The sequence below is a fragment of the Robiginitalea insularis genome (assembly GCF_052497835.1).
The window spans coordinates 2,466,085-2,481,575 of sequence record NZ_CP199296.1; the positions used below are offsets into that span (position 1 = coordinate 2,466,085).

The window sequence follows — 15,491 nt, forward strand, 5'->3', positions numbered from 1 at the left end:
TCATGAAAGCTATAATTACCATCGTATTTGTTCTCTTTATCGGAATCGCTGCCCAGGCTCAGAAAGCCCAGGAAGTAAAAGTTGAAACGGTTCAAATGGAAATGGTTGAGATCACCAATATCGATGTTAACAAGAAGCAGATCAGCAGCACTGAGGTAGCCCGCCTGTATCGTCGTCCTAATGCACGTGTAAAAAAGGCGTTGAGCTTTTCTACCAAAAGGGACAGGGGTATCGCTTAAGAAGTCTTGCCGGGTCCGGTTTCCAGTAGCGGCCCCAGCACCTCCCAGACATTGTCAGCCAGAATTCTATGACCTTCCTCGGTAGGGTGGATCCCATCTGCCTGGTTCAATTCGGGGTTCCCGCCAACCCCCTGTAGCAGAAAGGGTATCAATTCCAGTTGATACTCCTCCGCCAGTTCAGGAAAAATTCGGCGAAATTCCGTTGTATATTCCGGCCCCATGTTCGGAGGGAGCTGCATGCCCGCCAGAACGATGCGGGCATCCGGATATTTCTCTCCTACCCTTATAATAATTTCCGAAAGATTTGCCCGGGTTTCCGATAGCGGGATGCCCCTGAGGCCATCGTTAGCCCCCAGTTCAAGAATAAATACGGCTGGCTCCTGCCGAAGCACCCAATCCAGTCGATTTTTACCACTCGCAGTGGTTTCTCCGCTAAGCCCGGCATTGACCACCGTAAATGGATACCCCAATGAATCAAGGCGCTTCTGAATGACTCCCGGAAAAGCCTGGTTCGGATCAAGTCCCAGACCTGCTGTTAGGGAATCCCCGAAAAAGAGGATCGTTTGCCCACTGGCCGAAGTGGCAACCTTTTCTTCTGGTGTTGGATCGGCCTGAGGCGTTGCTTTTTTATCCGTGTCCCCGCAACTGAGCAGCAGGCACGTCAGGCATAAAAAAATATAACGAAACTTTAAGATTTCCGGCATGATTCCAAAACGGGTTTTTGATTAGTATTCCGTATTTTCAGCGCTTTTGCGAGATGAAAGATACAGACATGTCAAATATATTAAACGTTTACCAGCTGGAGAAAAGCTACAACAGTGGCGGCAGGCCGCTTAAAGTCCTTCAGGATATCTCCTTTTCGGTACCGGAAGGAACCAGTTTTGCAATTGTAGGGCCCTCAGGGAGTGGGAAAACCACCTTGCTGGGGCTTTGTGCGGGATTGGATACTCCGGATTCAGGTAGTATTGAACTCTGTGGAGAAAAGATTGAAATGTTGTCGGAAGACCAGCGGGCAACACTCAGAAATCAGCAGGTCGGGTTTATTTTTCAGAATTTTCAGCTGCTCCAGACCCTTTCGGCGCTGGAAAACGTCTGTGTCCCCCTGGAGTTACAGGGAGTCCGCAATGCCCTTCCCGTGGCAAAAGAACTCCTTGAAAAAGTAGGGCTGTCCGATCGTGGGCATCACTACCCCAGCCAATTGTCCGGTGGAGAACAGCAACGGGTAGCCCTTGCCAGGGCATTTGCCAATCGCCCAAAGATCTTGTTCGCAGATGAACCCACCGGAAATTTAGATGACCATACGGGGCAAAAGGTGGAAAACTTACTGTTTGACCTGAATAAGGAGGCCGGGACCACTCTTGTAATCGTATCCCACGATTTGGAGCTGGCCCGAAAATGCGACCGTATCCTGCAGCTTAAGGGGGGTAAGATTGTTGTGGAATCTTCAGCCGTTACAGGATGATGGATACTGCCGGGGGTAACAACAGGGCTGGGACGGGCTGGCTTTTAAAAATGGCATGGCGCGATGGAAAAGCCAGTACACGCAGGCTTTTCCTCTTTATGAGTGCCATTGTCCTGGGGATTGCGGCACTGGTCGCCATCCAGAATTTCGGGATAACCCTGGAGGAAACCATTGCAGGGCAATCCAAGGAATTGATGGGGGCCGATTTTTTAATCGATATGGATGCCCTTCCCGGGGAGGAAACCACGGAATTGATCAGGCAAAGTGACAGTGTTGCTGTGGCCTCGGCAAGGGAAGCCAGTTTTGTTTCCATGGCTTCATTCCAGCAAAAGCCCGGGACCAAACTGGTGCGGGTACGAGCCATGGAGGGTAATTACCCCTTTTATGGGGAGCTGCTGACGAATCCTTCCGAAGCGGCATCCGGCTATCAGCAAAATGGAATGGCCCTGGTGGATGCATCCCTGATGCTCCAATTTAATCTGCAGCCTGGAGATTCCATAAAACTGGGGAACCGTGTCTTCCATATAGGGGGGAGTATCCTTGAAGCCCCGGGTAACACGGCAGTTACTACCTCCGTAGCCCCGGCAGTGTGGATCCCTTACAGTCAGCTGGACGCTACCGGGCTTATCCAGACGGGCAGTAGGGTAGGCTATAATTTTTACTTCAAGGCACCTGCTGGTTTTGATCTCGAAGCACATTACAATTTGATGGACCCGGAGCTGGACATCAACGGAGCGGATATGGACCTGCATACCGATACCAGCCAGCGACTCGGGCGCCGCTTCAACAATGTTGGGCGCTTCCTGAAACTGGTTGCCTTTATTGCCCTCTTACTGGGCTGTCTGGGGATTGCCAGTTCGGTACACATCTATATGAAGGAAAAAAGGCAATTCCTGGCTATTTTGAAATGCCTGGGGGCCTCCCGAAAACAGAGTTTCCTTATTTTCCTTATTCAGATCATAGGTATTGGCTTACTAGGGGGTATTTTGGGGACATCTATCGGCTTGTTGCTGCAGCAGGTATTTCCTTTGTTTATTCAGGACTTTTTGCCGGTTGACCTGGAATGGGCAACCCACTGGACCCCTGTACTGCTCGGACTCAGCCTGGGCGTATTTATGTCTGTGCTTTTTGGTTTGCTTCCCTTACTGGGCAGCTGGTTTGTAAGCCCCCTGGCCGTACTCAGGATTCAGGAAGGGAGCCCGGCGATTTCAAAACGGCTGAAAACGCTTGTTTTTGCTTTAATTCTTTTGGGTATATGGCTGGTTGCCAACCAAATCCTGGGGCGACCGCTTCGGGCCCTGGGATTTGTTGCCGGACTCGCCTTTACCTTTGCCATTCTGGCCCTGATCGCCTGGGGTCTGATGCGGCTCATCCGAAGGTATTTCCCAAATTCCTGGAACTTTGAGGCAAGACAGGGGCTGCGGAACCTTTTCCGACCCAATAATCAGACCCTGGTGCTAATTCTGGCCATTGGAATCGGAAGCTTTTTGATAAGCACCCTGTATTTTACACAGGATATGCTGCTGGCCCGGGCGAAACTGGAAGATGAAACCCCTGCAGCCAACCTTATTTTGTTGGACGTGCAGGCCGGACAGGAACAACAATTGGCTTCTCAAATAAAGCCTAAGGGATTCCCGGTGCTTGAAAATATCCCGATTGTGACCATGCGCCTCGAGAAAATTAAGGATCGCACGGTTGAGGACCTCCGAAAGGATACCACCGCTACCGTAAATGGCTGGATTTTGAATCACGAATTCCGGACTACCTACAGGGATTCTCTGATAGGATCCGAAACACTGCTGTCTGGCGAATGGGTTCCACAATTCAAAAACCAAACAGGGCCGGTTCCTATTTCCCTTTCTTCCAATGTGGCACAGGATGCCGAAGTAGTAGTTGGGGATACTTTGTTGTTTAACGTACAGGGCGTGCAGATGGAAACCGTTGTTGGGAGTATCCGTGAAGTAGACTGGGGCCGCTTACAACTGAATTTCTCTATTGTGTTTCCGACCGGGGTGCTGGAGGCAGCTCCCCGTTTCCATGTTTTGACGACCTACGCAGAAGATGCCGGGCGTTCTGCTGCCCTGCAACAGGAACTGGTACGTGATTATCCGAACATTTCGGTCCTGGATATCCGGCAGCTGCTGGAGGTAGTCGGGGATATCCTTGATAAAATTGGCTGGATTATCCGTTTTATGGCCTTTTTCAGTATTCTTACCGGGCTGATTGTGCTGCTTGGGGCCGTCCGTACCAGCAAGGTACAGCGGATCAGGGAAAGCGTTTTGTTGCGCACCCTGGGGGCCCGAACAGGCCAGATCCTTAAAATTACTGCTTTGGAGTACCTGTTCCTGGGGGCAATTGGAAGTGTAATGGGCTCCCTGCTCGCTTTGGGGGCTACACAATTACTGGCTTACGGGGTCTTTGAAATGAGTTTTGTCCCTTCCTGGATACCCTTCTTGGTAGTGGTTCCGGGCATTAGCCTGTTGGTGTTGGGGATAGGACTGTTCAACAGCCGGCCGGTTTTAAACAGCCCTCCCTTGCAGGTACTCCGGCGCGAAGGCCTCTAGGGCATTCATTAATTTTTCCTTGTCCCCGGGGTGGATAATGCCCAAATTCAGTTTAAGTTTCTGTTCCGGGGTTTGCAGGATCAAATCCCAGGCAAAGGTTTTTAAAGTGGTTAATTGCCTCAGGTCAATACTTTTTTTCCAAAAGCCGTGTTCGGTGAGTGTGTCTGACTCCAGGCTTGCATAGGGAAGGAACCGGTACCAGAGGAAACCCCCGACATAAGCTAAACCTATTAACAACCAGCTGTAATCCAACCAAAACCAGTATTCTTCAAGAATTATGTTTACAATTCCAAGAGTTGTAAAGAAGAGTGCCTGTATACCCGATATGATTTGTAGTCGTTTTGAGTACCGTACAATAAGCTTCTTCATATGAAGTGTAATAATCACTTAAATCTAAGAAAAAAGTGGATTAAGGGGATACAATCAGGATGGGGAACTGCCGGTTTACCAGGGCCGTCTCCTCCGGATTCAGTTCCATGAAGGTTTTATTAAACCGGCTTCGGGCGTAATTGTTACGTACCGTAGTAATTGAAAGTGCAATTTCATCTTTCAGGCGTATGAGCTCACTATACTTTACATCTGATTCCACTTCCAGAACGTAAACGGCATCCTTCTGAAACTGCAGGATATGGGCACTGATAGTTTCCTTAAGTTGTTCCCAGCTGTATATGTTATCATTAACAACAAGTTGTTGTTCCTCGTTGAGGTATATCCTTAAAACATTTGCCCCGGAGCTCTGTAGTCCTCCAGCCGCCTGTAACTGGGCAAGGCTCGGAAGCTCGAGGCTAACCTCCGTTGCCGACATATCTATGATATAGTAGGTAAAGAGCCTGTAGTAGGGAAGTTCAAAGTCTGTAACACTTAAAACTTCCAACAAACTTGCTGCTTCCACTGAGGCGCTCGCTTCCTGTTGTAATAAATTATTTTTGGTAATCGCAAAGCGATATAATGTACTTTCCTCATTTGCAGAGAGTAGTTTGCTTTGCATATCCCGGCAATCCAGATAGATCAGTGAATCTTTATCCAATAGCAGGAACCTTCGGCCAAAGTTGCGCTCTACAGGTCGGATTATGCGCTGTCCTGAGGCAATCTGCTGCAATAACCCCCGGTAATCCGTTGCTGAATTGGTTTCCAGCAGGCCTTCTTCTATAAGTTCTCCCTCAAAGCTGAGCATCAGGCTGTCCAGGCTGAGCCCCGCATTCGGATAGGCACCCCGGATGCACTCAAAAAGTTTATCCTCTGGCCGGGATTCCTGGGCCAGGCCCATACCGCTAAATAACAGCAGGGAAATAAGGCAGAGAAACAAGCCGGATAAACGGTATCCCGTTGTAGTAAAGGGTAATTTCTTCATAGCCCTGTCAAGATACGTATTTTTGGCAAGTAATATTAGCCGGGAATGAACCGTCCAGCATTCATACTATAAATTCCAGATGGTCCTGAAGGGTTGATTTGTTTAAAAATGAGCACTTTAGCCAAAATACACACCCTTTAACCCAAATCTTGCAGTCTTTGTAAGGGGTCTCCTATATTAGCAAGGCGTTATTTGAATTATACCCAAATAGTGCCTCTAAAAACCTAATCTTATGATGTTGATAATCATTGCACTTTCGGGAATAAGTACTTTACTTTATCTGTCTGTTCGAAAACTTAAGCCTGTTCGCGTGCGCTCTGGAAACAGAAGGATTAAATAAGGCTTTCAATCAAATAAAAAAGGCTCCGTAAGGGGCCTTTTTTATTGGGTTTTCAGAACAGAATTATCCCTAATCTCTACCGGGTTGTTTTAATTCAAAATTTTCCTTCGCTTTGGCAGCTGCCACTTGCTTTTTTACATCCTCAAGCAATGCCTTGGCATCGTAAACAATACCGTCCTTTATAGTATAGGTAACGCCCCCAACCCGGACCACTTCATTGTTTTCGGTCAGTTTGATGGCACCTGTACCGTAAAGGGCCTTAAAGTTTTCAAGGGGGTTTTCCGAAACGATTACCATATCGGCAAGTTTCCCAACGGTCACTGTCCCGATATCGGCATCCATCCCCAGGGCTTCTGCCCCGTTTAAGGTAGCCGCCCTGATTATTTCAAGCGGGTGAAACCCGGCTTCCCGCAGTAACTCCATCTCCCGGATATAGGCAAAACCGTATAGTTGGTAAATAAACCCTGAATCAGACCCAACCGTGACCCGCCCGCCCCGGTTTTTATATTCATTTATAAAGGTCATCCACAGGCGGTAATTTCGCTTCCAGGCCACTTCCTGTTCCGTTCCCCAATAGTGCCAGTATGAGCCATGTGAAACTTTGCTGGGTGCGTAAAAACGCCAGAGGGAAGGCAGCGTATATTCTTCATGCCATTCTGCCCTGCGCGCACGGTGAAGATCCCGGCTGGCTTCATAAATATTGAAGGTGGGATCCAGGGTAAAATCCAGCTCCAGCAATTCATCCATCACCGCGTTCCAGTGAGCGGAGTAGGGGGCAGCCGCCTGCTCCCACAATTTACCGGCTTCTTCAAAACGATGCTGTTCATTGTTGTAATTGTAGTCCAAAGGGTAATTCTGTACGGTTTTGTCCTCAAAGAGAGCCTCTGGTAAGCCATACCAGTGTTCCATACTGGTAAGGCCGGCACGGGCCGAATGCAGCACGTTCCAGCGGGCCACATCCATTTGGGCATGGTGGCAGGCCGATCGCAACCCCAGCTTTTTATTCTCATCCAGGGCTGCAGCCATGATTTCGGGAGCAGCTCCGAAAAACTTGACGCCGTCCGCACCTTTTTTAGCATTGGCCCTGACCCATTCCCGGGCCTGTTCGGGCGTGCTGATAGGGCCATTACTTCCCTGACCGAAACCGGTATAAGCCAGAATCCTGGGGGCGATAATACGGTTAGCCGCGCTTTTTCTTTTTAAATCCAGGGTAAAATCTACCCCCCTGCCGCTGGGTTCCCTTACGGTTGTGATCCCATGTCCCATCCATAGTTTGAAAACGTAGTCGGGTTCAGCACCCTGGGCAGTACCCCCGATATGCCCGTGCATATCTACAAATCCCGGGAGGACATACATGCCCTCGGCATTTATTTCCTTTCCTCCGGCTTGTAACTGTGGTCGGTTAGCAGGGTCTATGGCAACCCCGGGATACCCAACAACCTTTACCTGACGAATCCTGTTGTTTTCAACTACAATATCCACAGGACCGATGGGCGGGGCACCATTCCCGTTTATGAGCATGGCACCCCTTATGACCAGTTGTTCAAATGGGCCTTCTGATAAAGAATTCTGGGCGCTTAAGGCGAAGGTTGCACCTATAAAGGCGGTTAAAATAAATATGCTGATTTTTTTCATGCTTGGTTGATCTTTTATACTGGATTATCTGAGGTTTATTCGGGAACACGAATATGATTCCCGAGAAACAGCGCGTTTAAAAAAAGGCGGTTTGTACCATACCAGGACCCCCTGAAATTGGGGTTATCGGCAAAGAGAATTACCCTGCCACTGCCCAGTTTGCTGACCAGGAGAGAGGCAGCTCCTTTCAGGAACTCAGTTTTATTTTTTTCAGTTAAAAACCCGTCTATATGAGGGTTTTCAGTATACTGCGCCACCGTTGAATAGGGGTTCTTACTGGGTTCTAACCACACCTCATTGTTCTTGTAGACTGGAATTTTCGCATTGCCATAACCAAAAGCCAGGGGGTGAGTGGGATCGAGATCTACTTCCAGAATAACCCCCCCAACACTTTCTTTGCCAATATTTTCCGGGGCATCCACATAGGGAAGTCGCTCAGTTATCGCAGTACTGTCATTTTCGGCTTTACGGCGCTTTTCGCTTACCCATTCCTTGTCGATAACATAGGAAGCCGCCCCGGCTATGGTTACCAGGGTATTTCCCGCTGCTACCCAGTCTTTGATACGCTGTTGCTGGCTATCAGTCAGGCGATACCGGCCACTGACCATTACCAGGGTATTGTATTTCTTCAGGTCGATGCGGTCAAAATCCCTTAAGGGGAGCTTTGTGATCGGCATATGTACCCGGGTATCCAGCAGATGCCAGACCTCCCCGGCCTCGTAGGAACGAACACCTTCCCCTATCAGCATGGCCGCCTTGGGTTGTTCCATGGGCTGTATATAGCGGCTGCCCAGATCTACACCTTTGAGGTGATAGCCCGATTGCACGGCATAAACGGGTACCTGAAATTGAGTCTGGGCTGCGGAAAGCTTTTTGTATATCTCTGAAGGTGATTTTTCCTGCGGGCCCACGGCAATAACCATACTACCATAATCAAAGCTTTTTTCCACCCCATTTACCCGGGTGGTGAAGGGTTTAAAGGCTGTCGCAACAACAATTCCGTCTTTTTGCAGCTGATAGGCAAGGGCTATGGAATTGTAGTCATTGCCGTCAATAATATAGGCATAGTCGGACTGCTGTACCGGGGATACCGGGAAAAGCCCTTCTGTACTCGTAACAGCCTCCCCACGATTCAAGCTGCGCAGTGGCCGGTAGTCAATATTGTAGAAATTGGCAACTGACCAGGCCGAGGCATCATAGAAGACACTGTCCCTGTATTGATTATAGGTTTCAAAGAAAGTTTGAACCATACGGTATTGAGGTTGACGGGTTGGGATCACGAAGGCGTCCGGACCATCCTTATAAACCTCAATGCGATGGATGAGTAGTTTATCCAGGAAAGCCTTCATCCTGTTTTTATCCTGTTTTTCTTCTATACGATACCCCTGTATTCTGGAGGCGGAGGCCTTGGAGAGGGCGGATTTGAAGAAATCCTGTTGGTATTTCCTAAGCAGGTTTTTATTCTCCACTGCGGCTTTTACCGTTGCCATCCCGGAGACCAGCTGGTTCCGGATCGTAAAGGGAAAATCGATGGTTCCGTAAGCGGTTTTCTGAGAATGTCCGCGGGAACTGGCCTGTTCAAAAAGCAAGCCCAACCCTCCCTGTAAGTCGGGATAGGAGGAACCGTATCCCGGATAGGTTCCATCGAATACCTCTTTTGTAAAGTAGAGGGAACCAATGCTGTCCAGGGCACTGGCGAAATAGGTTCCAAAAAGTTCATTCAGGTCTTCGTAATTTTCTTTGGGCATGATGGGATCCAAAGAACCATTGGCCTTCATAGGTTCAAAAAAGTGGGTGCTCTGCGTTCCCATTTCGTGAAAATCCGTAACCACATTGGGATACCAGGTATGGTACCAGTTCAATTTGCCCCGGCTCTCGGGGTTGATGGCCAGAAGCCAGTCCCGGTTTAGGTCAAACCAGTAATGGTTTGTACGCCCCCCGGGGAAATACTCATTGTGTTCTGCATCCTGCGGATCCGAAACCAGGGGGTTGGCCCGGTAGGAATTGGCCCATTGGGTATGCCGGTCCCTTCCATCCGGATTGATGGTCGGATCCAGGAATATAACGGCCTCGTTGCGGTAACGTACAATTTGCGGGTTTTGAGAAGCCAGGAGGATATAAGCAGTCAGCATGGCCGCCTCTGAGCTGGAAGGTTCATTTCCGTGTACATTGTAACCCAGGTTGATGAAGGCTGGCAGGCTTTCATCCACAGCAGGGCTTACCGCCGGGTCTACATAGCTCAGGTGGCGCTGCTTAAGGGATTCCAGGTTCTGAAGGTTGTTAGCCGAACTAATGCGCAGGATAACCAGCTTGCGTTTTTCATGGGTCTCCCCGTATACTTCAATTTCGGCGCGGTCTGAAGCGGCAGCCAGCGTTTGCAGGTAATGCACAATACGATCATGGCGGGTGTGGTACGATCCTATCCCGTACCCCAGAAAATCTTCCGGAGAAGGAATGTCCGGGTCAAAAGGTTCGTATTGTTTGAGAAAATAATCCTGTGAATAACAAATGGAAATGCTCAGCAGGAGCAGATAAAAAAACAGCTTGCGCATGGGTTGGAATTTCTATTAAGAATGAATTCTAAATATAAGAATAATTGGCAGATACTTTGAGGCCTTTAGCACCGGAAATGGTACCCGGTTCAGCTCAGGGTATGAAGCGGATTCTGATTGGTTTCCTGGAATCGGATGATGTAGTAGGTCCCCTTTTTGGATAAATCCCTGATGACGCTGCCTTTGAGCTGGCGGCTGAGGTTGTGTATCAGTTTTAACCCAAGGGATTTTGTGGTCTTGTGATCGATATTCTCGGGGAATCCGATCCCGTTGTCACCGATTCTTAAAATGTATTCACTGGCATCTTCCTTTTCCAGTACAATACTGATCTCCCCTTCATCCTGATCCTTAAAGCCGTATTTCAGGGCATTGGTAACCGCTTCATTGATAAGCAGCCCGAGCGGGATAGCCGTATCGATACCAAGTTCAATCTGTGGAATATCGATATTCAGTTTAATTTTGCTTTCAGGTCCTTTAATGGATTTGATCAGGTATTCCCCCAATTCTTCCACGTAGGATCGATATTGAATTTTTGAGAGGTCTTCCCGCATATAGAGCATTTCATGGACCATGGCCATTGAAACTACCCGGTTCTGGCTGCTCCTGATCAGATTCCGTGTGGTTTGATCTTCAATTTCACGGCCCTGCATCCTCAAAAGGCTGGAAACGGTCTGAAGGTTATTTTTTACCCGGTGGTGCACCTCTTTCAAAAGCATTTCTTTTTCCTGAAGGCGCTGTTCCACTTCTCCCTTTACGTGATAAAGTCTATGGTGGGTGCTGAGCAGGTAGCGACCATAACCTGCGCCCATCATCAGAACGACCAATAATAGGATCATCAGGGCAAAGGGCTCCTCAGATGGCCCGGGAATTACAGATTCCGGCAAGCCGTAGCTGCTCTTCTGCAGGATAAATAGCAAAAGGGCTACTGCAATGCTTACCCCGAGGTAGATTCTGCCATAGGTCCGTGTACTTACATAGCCCGTAAAGACCAATAATGCCAATATAAAGAGGAAAGGGCTGCTGATTCCACCACTGTAAAGGGTTATGGTCAGGGTTCCAACCAGCGCCATAACAGAACTGATGTGGTAGGCAATATCCAGGTTTTGATGGAAGCGAAACAACAGTATGTTCAGCCCATTTAATATGGCGAATGCTGAAAGCACCCAGGGAATAATTTCCCGGATATTCAACAGGAAAAAACAGAGCAACCCTAATATCAGGGCAGAGAGAGAGGCTAGGCTACTGAGTTTAAAGAATAGGGCAGATTTATCTCTAAGCCGTTCCTGATGCTTCAGTTTCTTTTTCATCTTAATGAAAATCGGCTTTTCGGACATATGCAAATACTCTGTTTAAACGGGTTGTATCCTTAGCTGACGTAAATCTACTTATATTTTTTTGATATGCTTCAAAATCGGGATAGGAAGGAAGTATCTGCAAAAAAAAAGATCCCGCTAGAGGGATCTTTTTAAACGCTTTGGAGTCTTAATCTTCAATTAGCACCCACTCGCCTTTAGCAATAAGGGGTTCTGCCTGCTTGAACTTTAAGGTTTTATTCTCACCGGACATCACATTTTTAATGGTGACCCGTTCGTTTCGCCCAATTTTTGGTTTTTCACGTGTGATGGTTTCCGTAACCTGAGGACGCTGTCCCTGATGCTGCCCTGCGGCACGGTTCTGGGCGGCCAGTTCATCGCTGTTCGGAATTTCTTCCTTAGAAGTGCGTAACTTTTCCTTAGGCCTGCGTACCTGCCGGGCTTCCTGTATCTCCTGAGTATTCCCGCTGGGCAGTTCTCCCTTGAACAGGAAGGAGACCACTTCTTTATTTACTTTTTCGATCATGCCCTTAAACAACTCAAAAGCTTCGAATTTATAAATCAAAAGAGGGTCTTTCTGCTCGTGGACAGCTAATTGCACCGACTGCTTTAACTCATCCATTTTGCGCAGGTGGGTCTTCCAGGCCTCGTCTATGATGGCCAGCGTAATGTTTTTTTCAAAATCAGTAACCAGCTGCTTTCCGTTGCTTTCATACGCATCTTTTAGATTGGTTACCACGTTCAGGGTTTTAATACCGTCTGTAAAAGGGACTACAATACGCTCGAAATTATTGGCATTATCCTCGTAGACCTTTTTGATTACGGGATAGGCAGTTGCAGCGGATCGCTGCATTTTGTCCTGATAATGGGTATAGATCTCGGCATAAATTTTCTGAGCGATCTCCTGGAAACTCATTTTGCCAAAGGCCCCTTCTTCAATTGGTGAGGTTATGGAGAAGAATTTGATGAGTTCGAATTCAAAATTCTTGTAATCGCCAGCCATTTTGTTGGTCTCTGCAATTACCTCACAGGTATCGTAAATCATATTGGCGATATCTACCTTGAGGCGGTCTCCCTGAAGTGCATGCCGTCTGCGCTTGTAAACCACTTCCCGCTGCGCGTTCATTACATCGTCGTATTCCAGAAGGCGCTTTCGTATCCCAAAGTTGTTTTCCTCAACCTTTTTCTGGGCCCGTTCTATGGATTTGGTCATCATGGAGTGCTGAATCACCTCCCCTTCTTTTAACCCCATCCGGTCCATCATCTTAGCCACGCGTTCCGAACCAAATAATCGCATCAGGTTGTCTTCCAGGGAAACATAAAATTGCGAACTTCCCGGATCTCCCTGCCGTCCGGATCGACCTCTTAGCTGTCGGTCTACCCTTCGGGAATCGTGTCTTTCGGTACCGATAATAGCCAATCCTCCTGCTTTCTTAACCTCCTCGGTCAGCTTGATATCCGTACCCCTACCGGCCATATTGGTCGCTATAGTTATAACCCCCGGCTTTCCAGCCTCTGCAACAATGTCTGCCTCCTTTTTATGCAGTTTTGCATTAAGCACATTATGGGGCATTTTGCGGATATTGAGCATCCTGGAGAGTAACTCCGAAATCTCAACCGAAGTGGTTCCGATCAAAACAGGTCTGCCCGCATTGGAAAGCTCCGTTACCTCGTCAATAATGGCATTGTATTTTTCGCGTTTGGTCTTATAGATGAGGTCATGGCGGTCGTCTCTGGCGATGGGGCGGTTGGTAGGGATTTCCACTACATCCAGTTTGTAGATTTCCCAGAATTCCCCCGCCTCCGTTACAGCCGTTCCTGTCATCCCGGAAAGCTTCCGGTACATCCTGAAATAATTCTGAAGCGTAACCGTGGCAAAAGTCTGGGTCATAGCTTCGATCTTTACACTTTCCTTGGCCTCTATAGCTTGGTGCAGGCCGTCTGAATAGCGACGTCCTTCCATGATCCGTCCGGTCTGCTCATCCACTATCATTACCTTGTTGTCTATAACCACATATTCCACATCTTTTTCAAAGAGGGCATAGGCTTTTAACAATTGTGTCATGGTATGGATGCGCTCGCTTTTGACCGCAAAGTCTTTGAAGAGCTCTTCCTTGAGTTCGGCCTCTTCTTCTATTTCCAGGTTTTGGTTCTCGATTTTGGCGATTTCTGTCCCGATATCGGGCATAACGAAGAAATCTTTCTGCTGATCGTCTGAAATGTACTGTATTCCCTTGTCTGTCAGTTCAATCTGGTTGTTTTTCTCATCTATTACAAACAACAACTCGGCATCAACAGTCGGCATTTCCCGATTGTTGTCCTGCATATAGAAGTTTTCAGTCTTTTGAAGGAGCTGTTTGATTCCCTCTTCACTGAGAAACTTTATAAGGGCCTTGTTTTTGGGTAACCCGCGGTGAACCCTGAGCAGAAGCAGACCACCTTCTTTGGTATCTCCCTCGGATATTTTCTTTTTGGCCTCAGCCAGGACGCCGGTGAGATAGCGCTGCTGTTTTTGGACCAGTTCTGAAACCTTGGGTTTGAGCTCGTTGAATTCGTGGCGATCTCCTTCCGGGACCGGTCCTGAAATAATCAGCGGTGTCCGGGCATCGTCTATCAGTACGGAATCCACCTCATCCACAATGGCGTAGTTATGGGGTCGCTGTACAAGGTCCCCGGGGGTATGGGCCATATTGTCCCTGAGGTAGTCAAAGCCAAATTCATTATTGGTTCCGTAAGTAATGTCTGCATTGTAGGCAGTCCTGCGGCCTTCAGAATTGGGCTGGTGTTTGTCAATACAATCTACAGAGAGCCCGTGGAATTCAAAGATGGGTCCCATCCATGCGCTGTCCCTCTTGGCCAGGTAATCGTTAACCGTTACCAAATGCACGCCTTTGCCCGCAAGGGCGTTGAGGTACACAGGCAGTGTAGCTACCAGCGTCTTTCCTTCCCCGGTCTGCATCTCTGCAATTTTACCCTGGTGCATCGCAATTCCCCCAATAAGCTGAACATCGTAATGAACCATGTCCCAGGTCACTTCCTTTCCGGCAGCATCCCATGAGTTGCTCCAGAGGGCATATTGGTCATCCAGCTGCACATAATCCCTGTTTCCGGAGAGGAAACGGTCAAATTCTGAGGCAGTTACCTTAAGCGTTTCATTGGCTACAAATCTTTTGGCGGTCTCCTTTACAACGGCAAACGCCTCAGGAAGAATCTCTTCCAGGATTTTTTCGGTTTTTTCATAGGCCTGTTCCTCCAGCTGGTCGATCTGCGCATAAAGCTCTTCATTCTGGTCTATGTCGTCAGATTCCTGGACCTGTTTTTTCAGTTCGCTTATCTGTGCCTGAATTTCCTGAATCCCTTCCTGAATCTGCTCCTTAAAGGCTACCGTTTTTTGGCGGAGCTCATCGTGGCTGAGCTTTTCGAGGGAAGCTTCAAAGGTTTTAATTTGCGTTACTATAGGTTGTAATTCCTTAACATCTTTCTTGGCCTTATCTCCGACGAAAGCCTTAAGGACGGTATTTATAAAACTCATAACTGCTAGTATATTTTTGGTGCCGTTCCCCGGAAGTTATTCTGAAAACAGCCGCCGTGGTAATAATGGCGTTTTTGTGCGAAACGTCGTTGATGGTACTCAAAAGGCGTTCCAATTTCATCAACACCCCCGCCTAACCTGACAGGGCTGTCAAAATTACATAAAAAAAAAGCCTCTGATGAGACTTTTTAGGTTATTTAGAGGCTTTTAATATTCATCCTCGTTCCAGAGGTAATCTTCTTCCGTGGGATAATCCGGCCAGATCTCTTCGATGGATTCATAAATTTCACCTCCTTCTTCTTCCATGGACTGAAGGTTCTCCACAACCTCGAGCGGAGCCCCGGTGCGGATGGCGTAATCAATTAACTCATCTTTGGTGGCGGGCCATGGAGCATCGCTCAGGTAGGAGGCCAATTCTAATGTCCAGTACATCGTAATTCGCGTGTTTTATAATTTTTGCAAAAATAATTTTTAAACCTAAACCGCCAAGAAATTAGACGGTT

Annotated in this window: 11 protein-coding genes; 3 read left to right on the plus strand and 8 right to left on the minus strand. The window is 48.0% G+C overall.

The genetic code is table 11. The features are described 5' to 3' along the window. The first annotated feature begins 2 nt into the window (after positions 1–2). Positions 3–239, plus strand: coding sequence for a hypothetical protein (locus tag ACT6NV_RS11160; protein ID WP_445384531.1), 237 nt, complete (start codon positions 3–5; stop codon positions 237–239). Here ACT6NV_RS11160 and ACT6NV_RS11165 read toward each other — a convergent pair. Then, positions 236–943, minus strand: coding sequence for an arylesterase (locus tag ACT6NV_RS11165; protein ID WP_445384532.1), 708 nt, complete (start codon positions 941–943; stop codon positions 236–238). The genes ACT6NV_RS11160 and ACT6NV_RS11165 overlap by 4 nt on opposite strands. 68 nt (positions 944–1,011) lie before the next feature. On the opposite strand from ACT6NV_RS11165, the gene ACT6NV_RS11170 reads away from it, so the two are divergent. Then, positions 1,012–1,701, plus strand: coding sequence for an ABC transporter ATP-binding protein (locus ACT6NV_RS11170; protein WP_445384533.1), 690 nt, complete (start codon positions 1,012–1,014; stop codon positions 1,699–1,701). After that, entirely contained in the window at positions 1,701–4,265 is a 2,565-nt protein-coding gene (locus ACT6NV_RS11175; RefSeq protein ID WP_445386690.1) for an ABC transporter permease, read from the plus strand. The genes ACT6NV_RS11170 and ACT6NV_RS11175 overlap by 1 nt, the downstream gene beginning before the upstream one ends. On the opposite strand, the gene ACT6NV_RS11180 is transcribed toward ACT6NV_RS11175, so the two are convergent. The 7 genes from ACT6NV_RS11180 to ACT6NV_RS11210 form a co-directional block, all read right to left on the minus strand. Beyond that, positions 4,221–4,634, minus strand: a complete 414-nt coding sequence (locus tag ACT6NV_RS11180) for a hypothetical protein (protein WP_445384534.1) — start codon at positions 4,632–4,634, stop codon at positions 4,221–4,223. The genes ACT6NV_RS11175 and ACT6NV_RS11180 overlap by 45 nt on opposite strands. A gap of 40 nt (positions 4,635–4,674) precedes the next feature. Next, entirely contained in the window at positions 4,675–5,616 is a 942-nt protein-coding gene (locus tag ACT6NV_RS11185) for an ExbD/TolR family protein (RefSeq protein WP_445384535.1), read from the minus strand. A 409-nt stretch (positions 5,617–6,025) separates the two neighbouring features. Further along, positions 6,026–7,591: an amidohydrolase family protein gene (locus tag ACT6NV_RS11190; RefSeq protein WP_445384536.1), complete on the minus strand. Its 1,566-nt coding sequence runs from the start codon at positions 7,589–7,591 to the stop codon at positions 6,026–6,028. A 35-nt stretch (positions 7,592–7,626) separates the two neighbouring features. Further along, positions 7,627–10,143 carry a M14 family zinc carboxypeptidase gene (locus tag ACT6NV_RS11195; RefSeq protein ID WP_445384537.1) on the minus strand — a complete coding sequence of 839 codons (2,517 nt, stop codon included), beginning with the start codon at positions 10,141–10,143 and terminating at the stop codon, positions 7,627–7,629. Positions 10,144–10,232: 89 nt separating this feature from the next. Next, positions 10,233–11,450 carry a sensor histidine kinase gene (locus tag ACT6NV_RS11200; protein WP_445384538.1) on the minus strand — a complete coding sequence of 406 codons (1,218 nt, stop codon included), beginning with the start codon at positions 11,448–11,450 and terminating at the stop codon, positions 10,233–10,235. A gap of 175 nt (positions 11,451–11,625) precedes the next feature. Further along, positions 11,626–14,988 (minus strand): preprotein translocase subunit SecA, encoded by a 3,363-nt coding sequence (gene secA, locus ACT6NV_RS11205; RefSeq protein WP_445384539.1) that lies wholly within the window; start codon positions 14,986–14,988, stop codon positions 11,626–11,628. Positions 14,989–15,195: 207 nt separating this feature from the next. Beyond that, complete coding sequence (locus ACT6NV_RS11210) at positions 15,196–15,420, minus strand: DUF2795 domain-containing protein (protein WP_013551418.1); 225 nt, start codon at positions 15,418–15,420, stop codon at positions 15,196–15,198. Positions 15,421–15,491 lie beyond the last annotated feature (71 nt).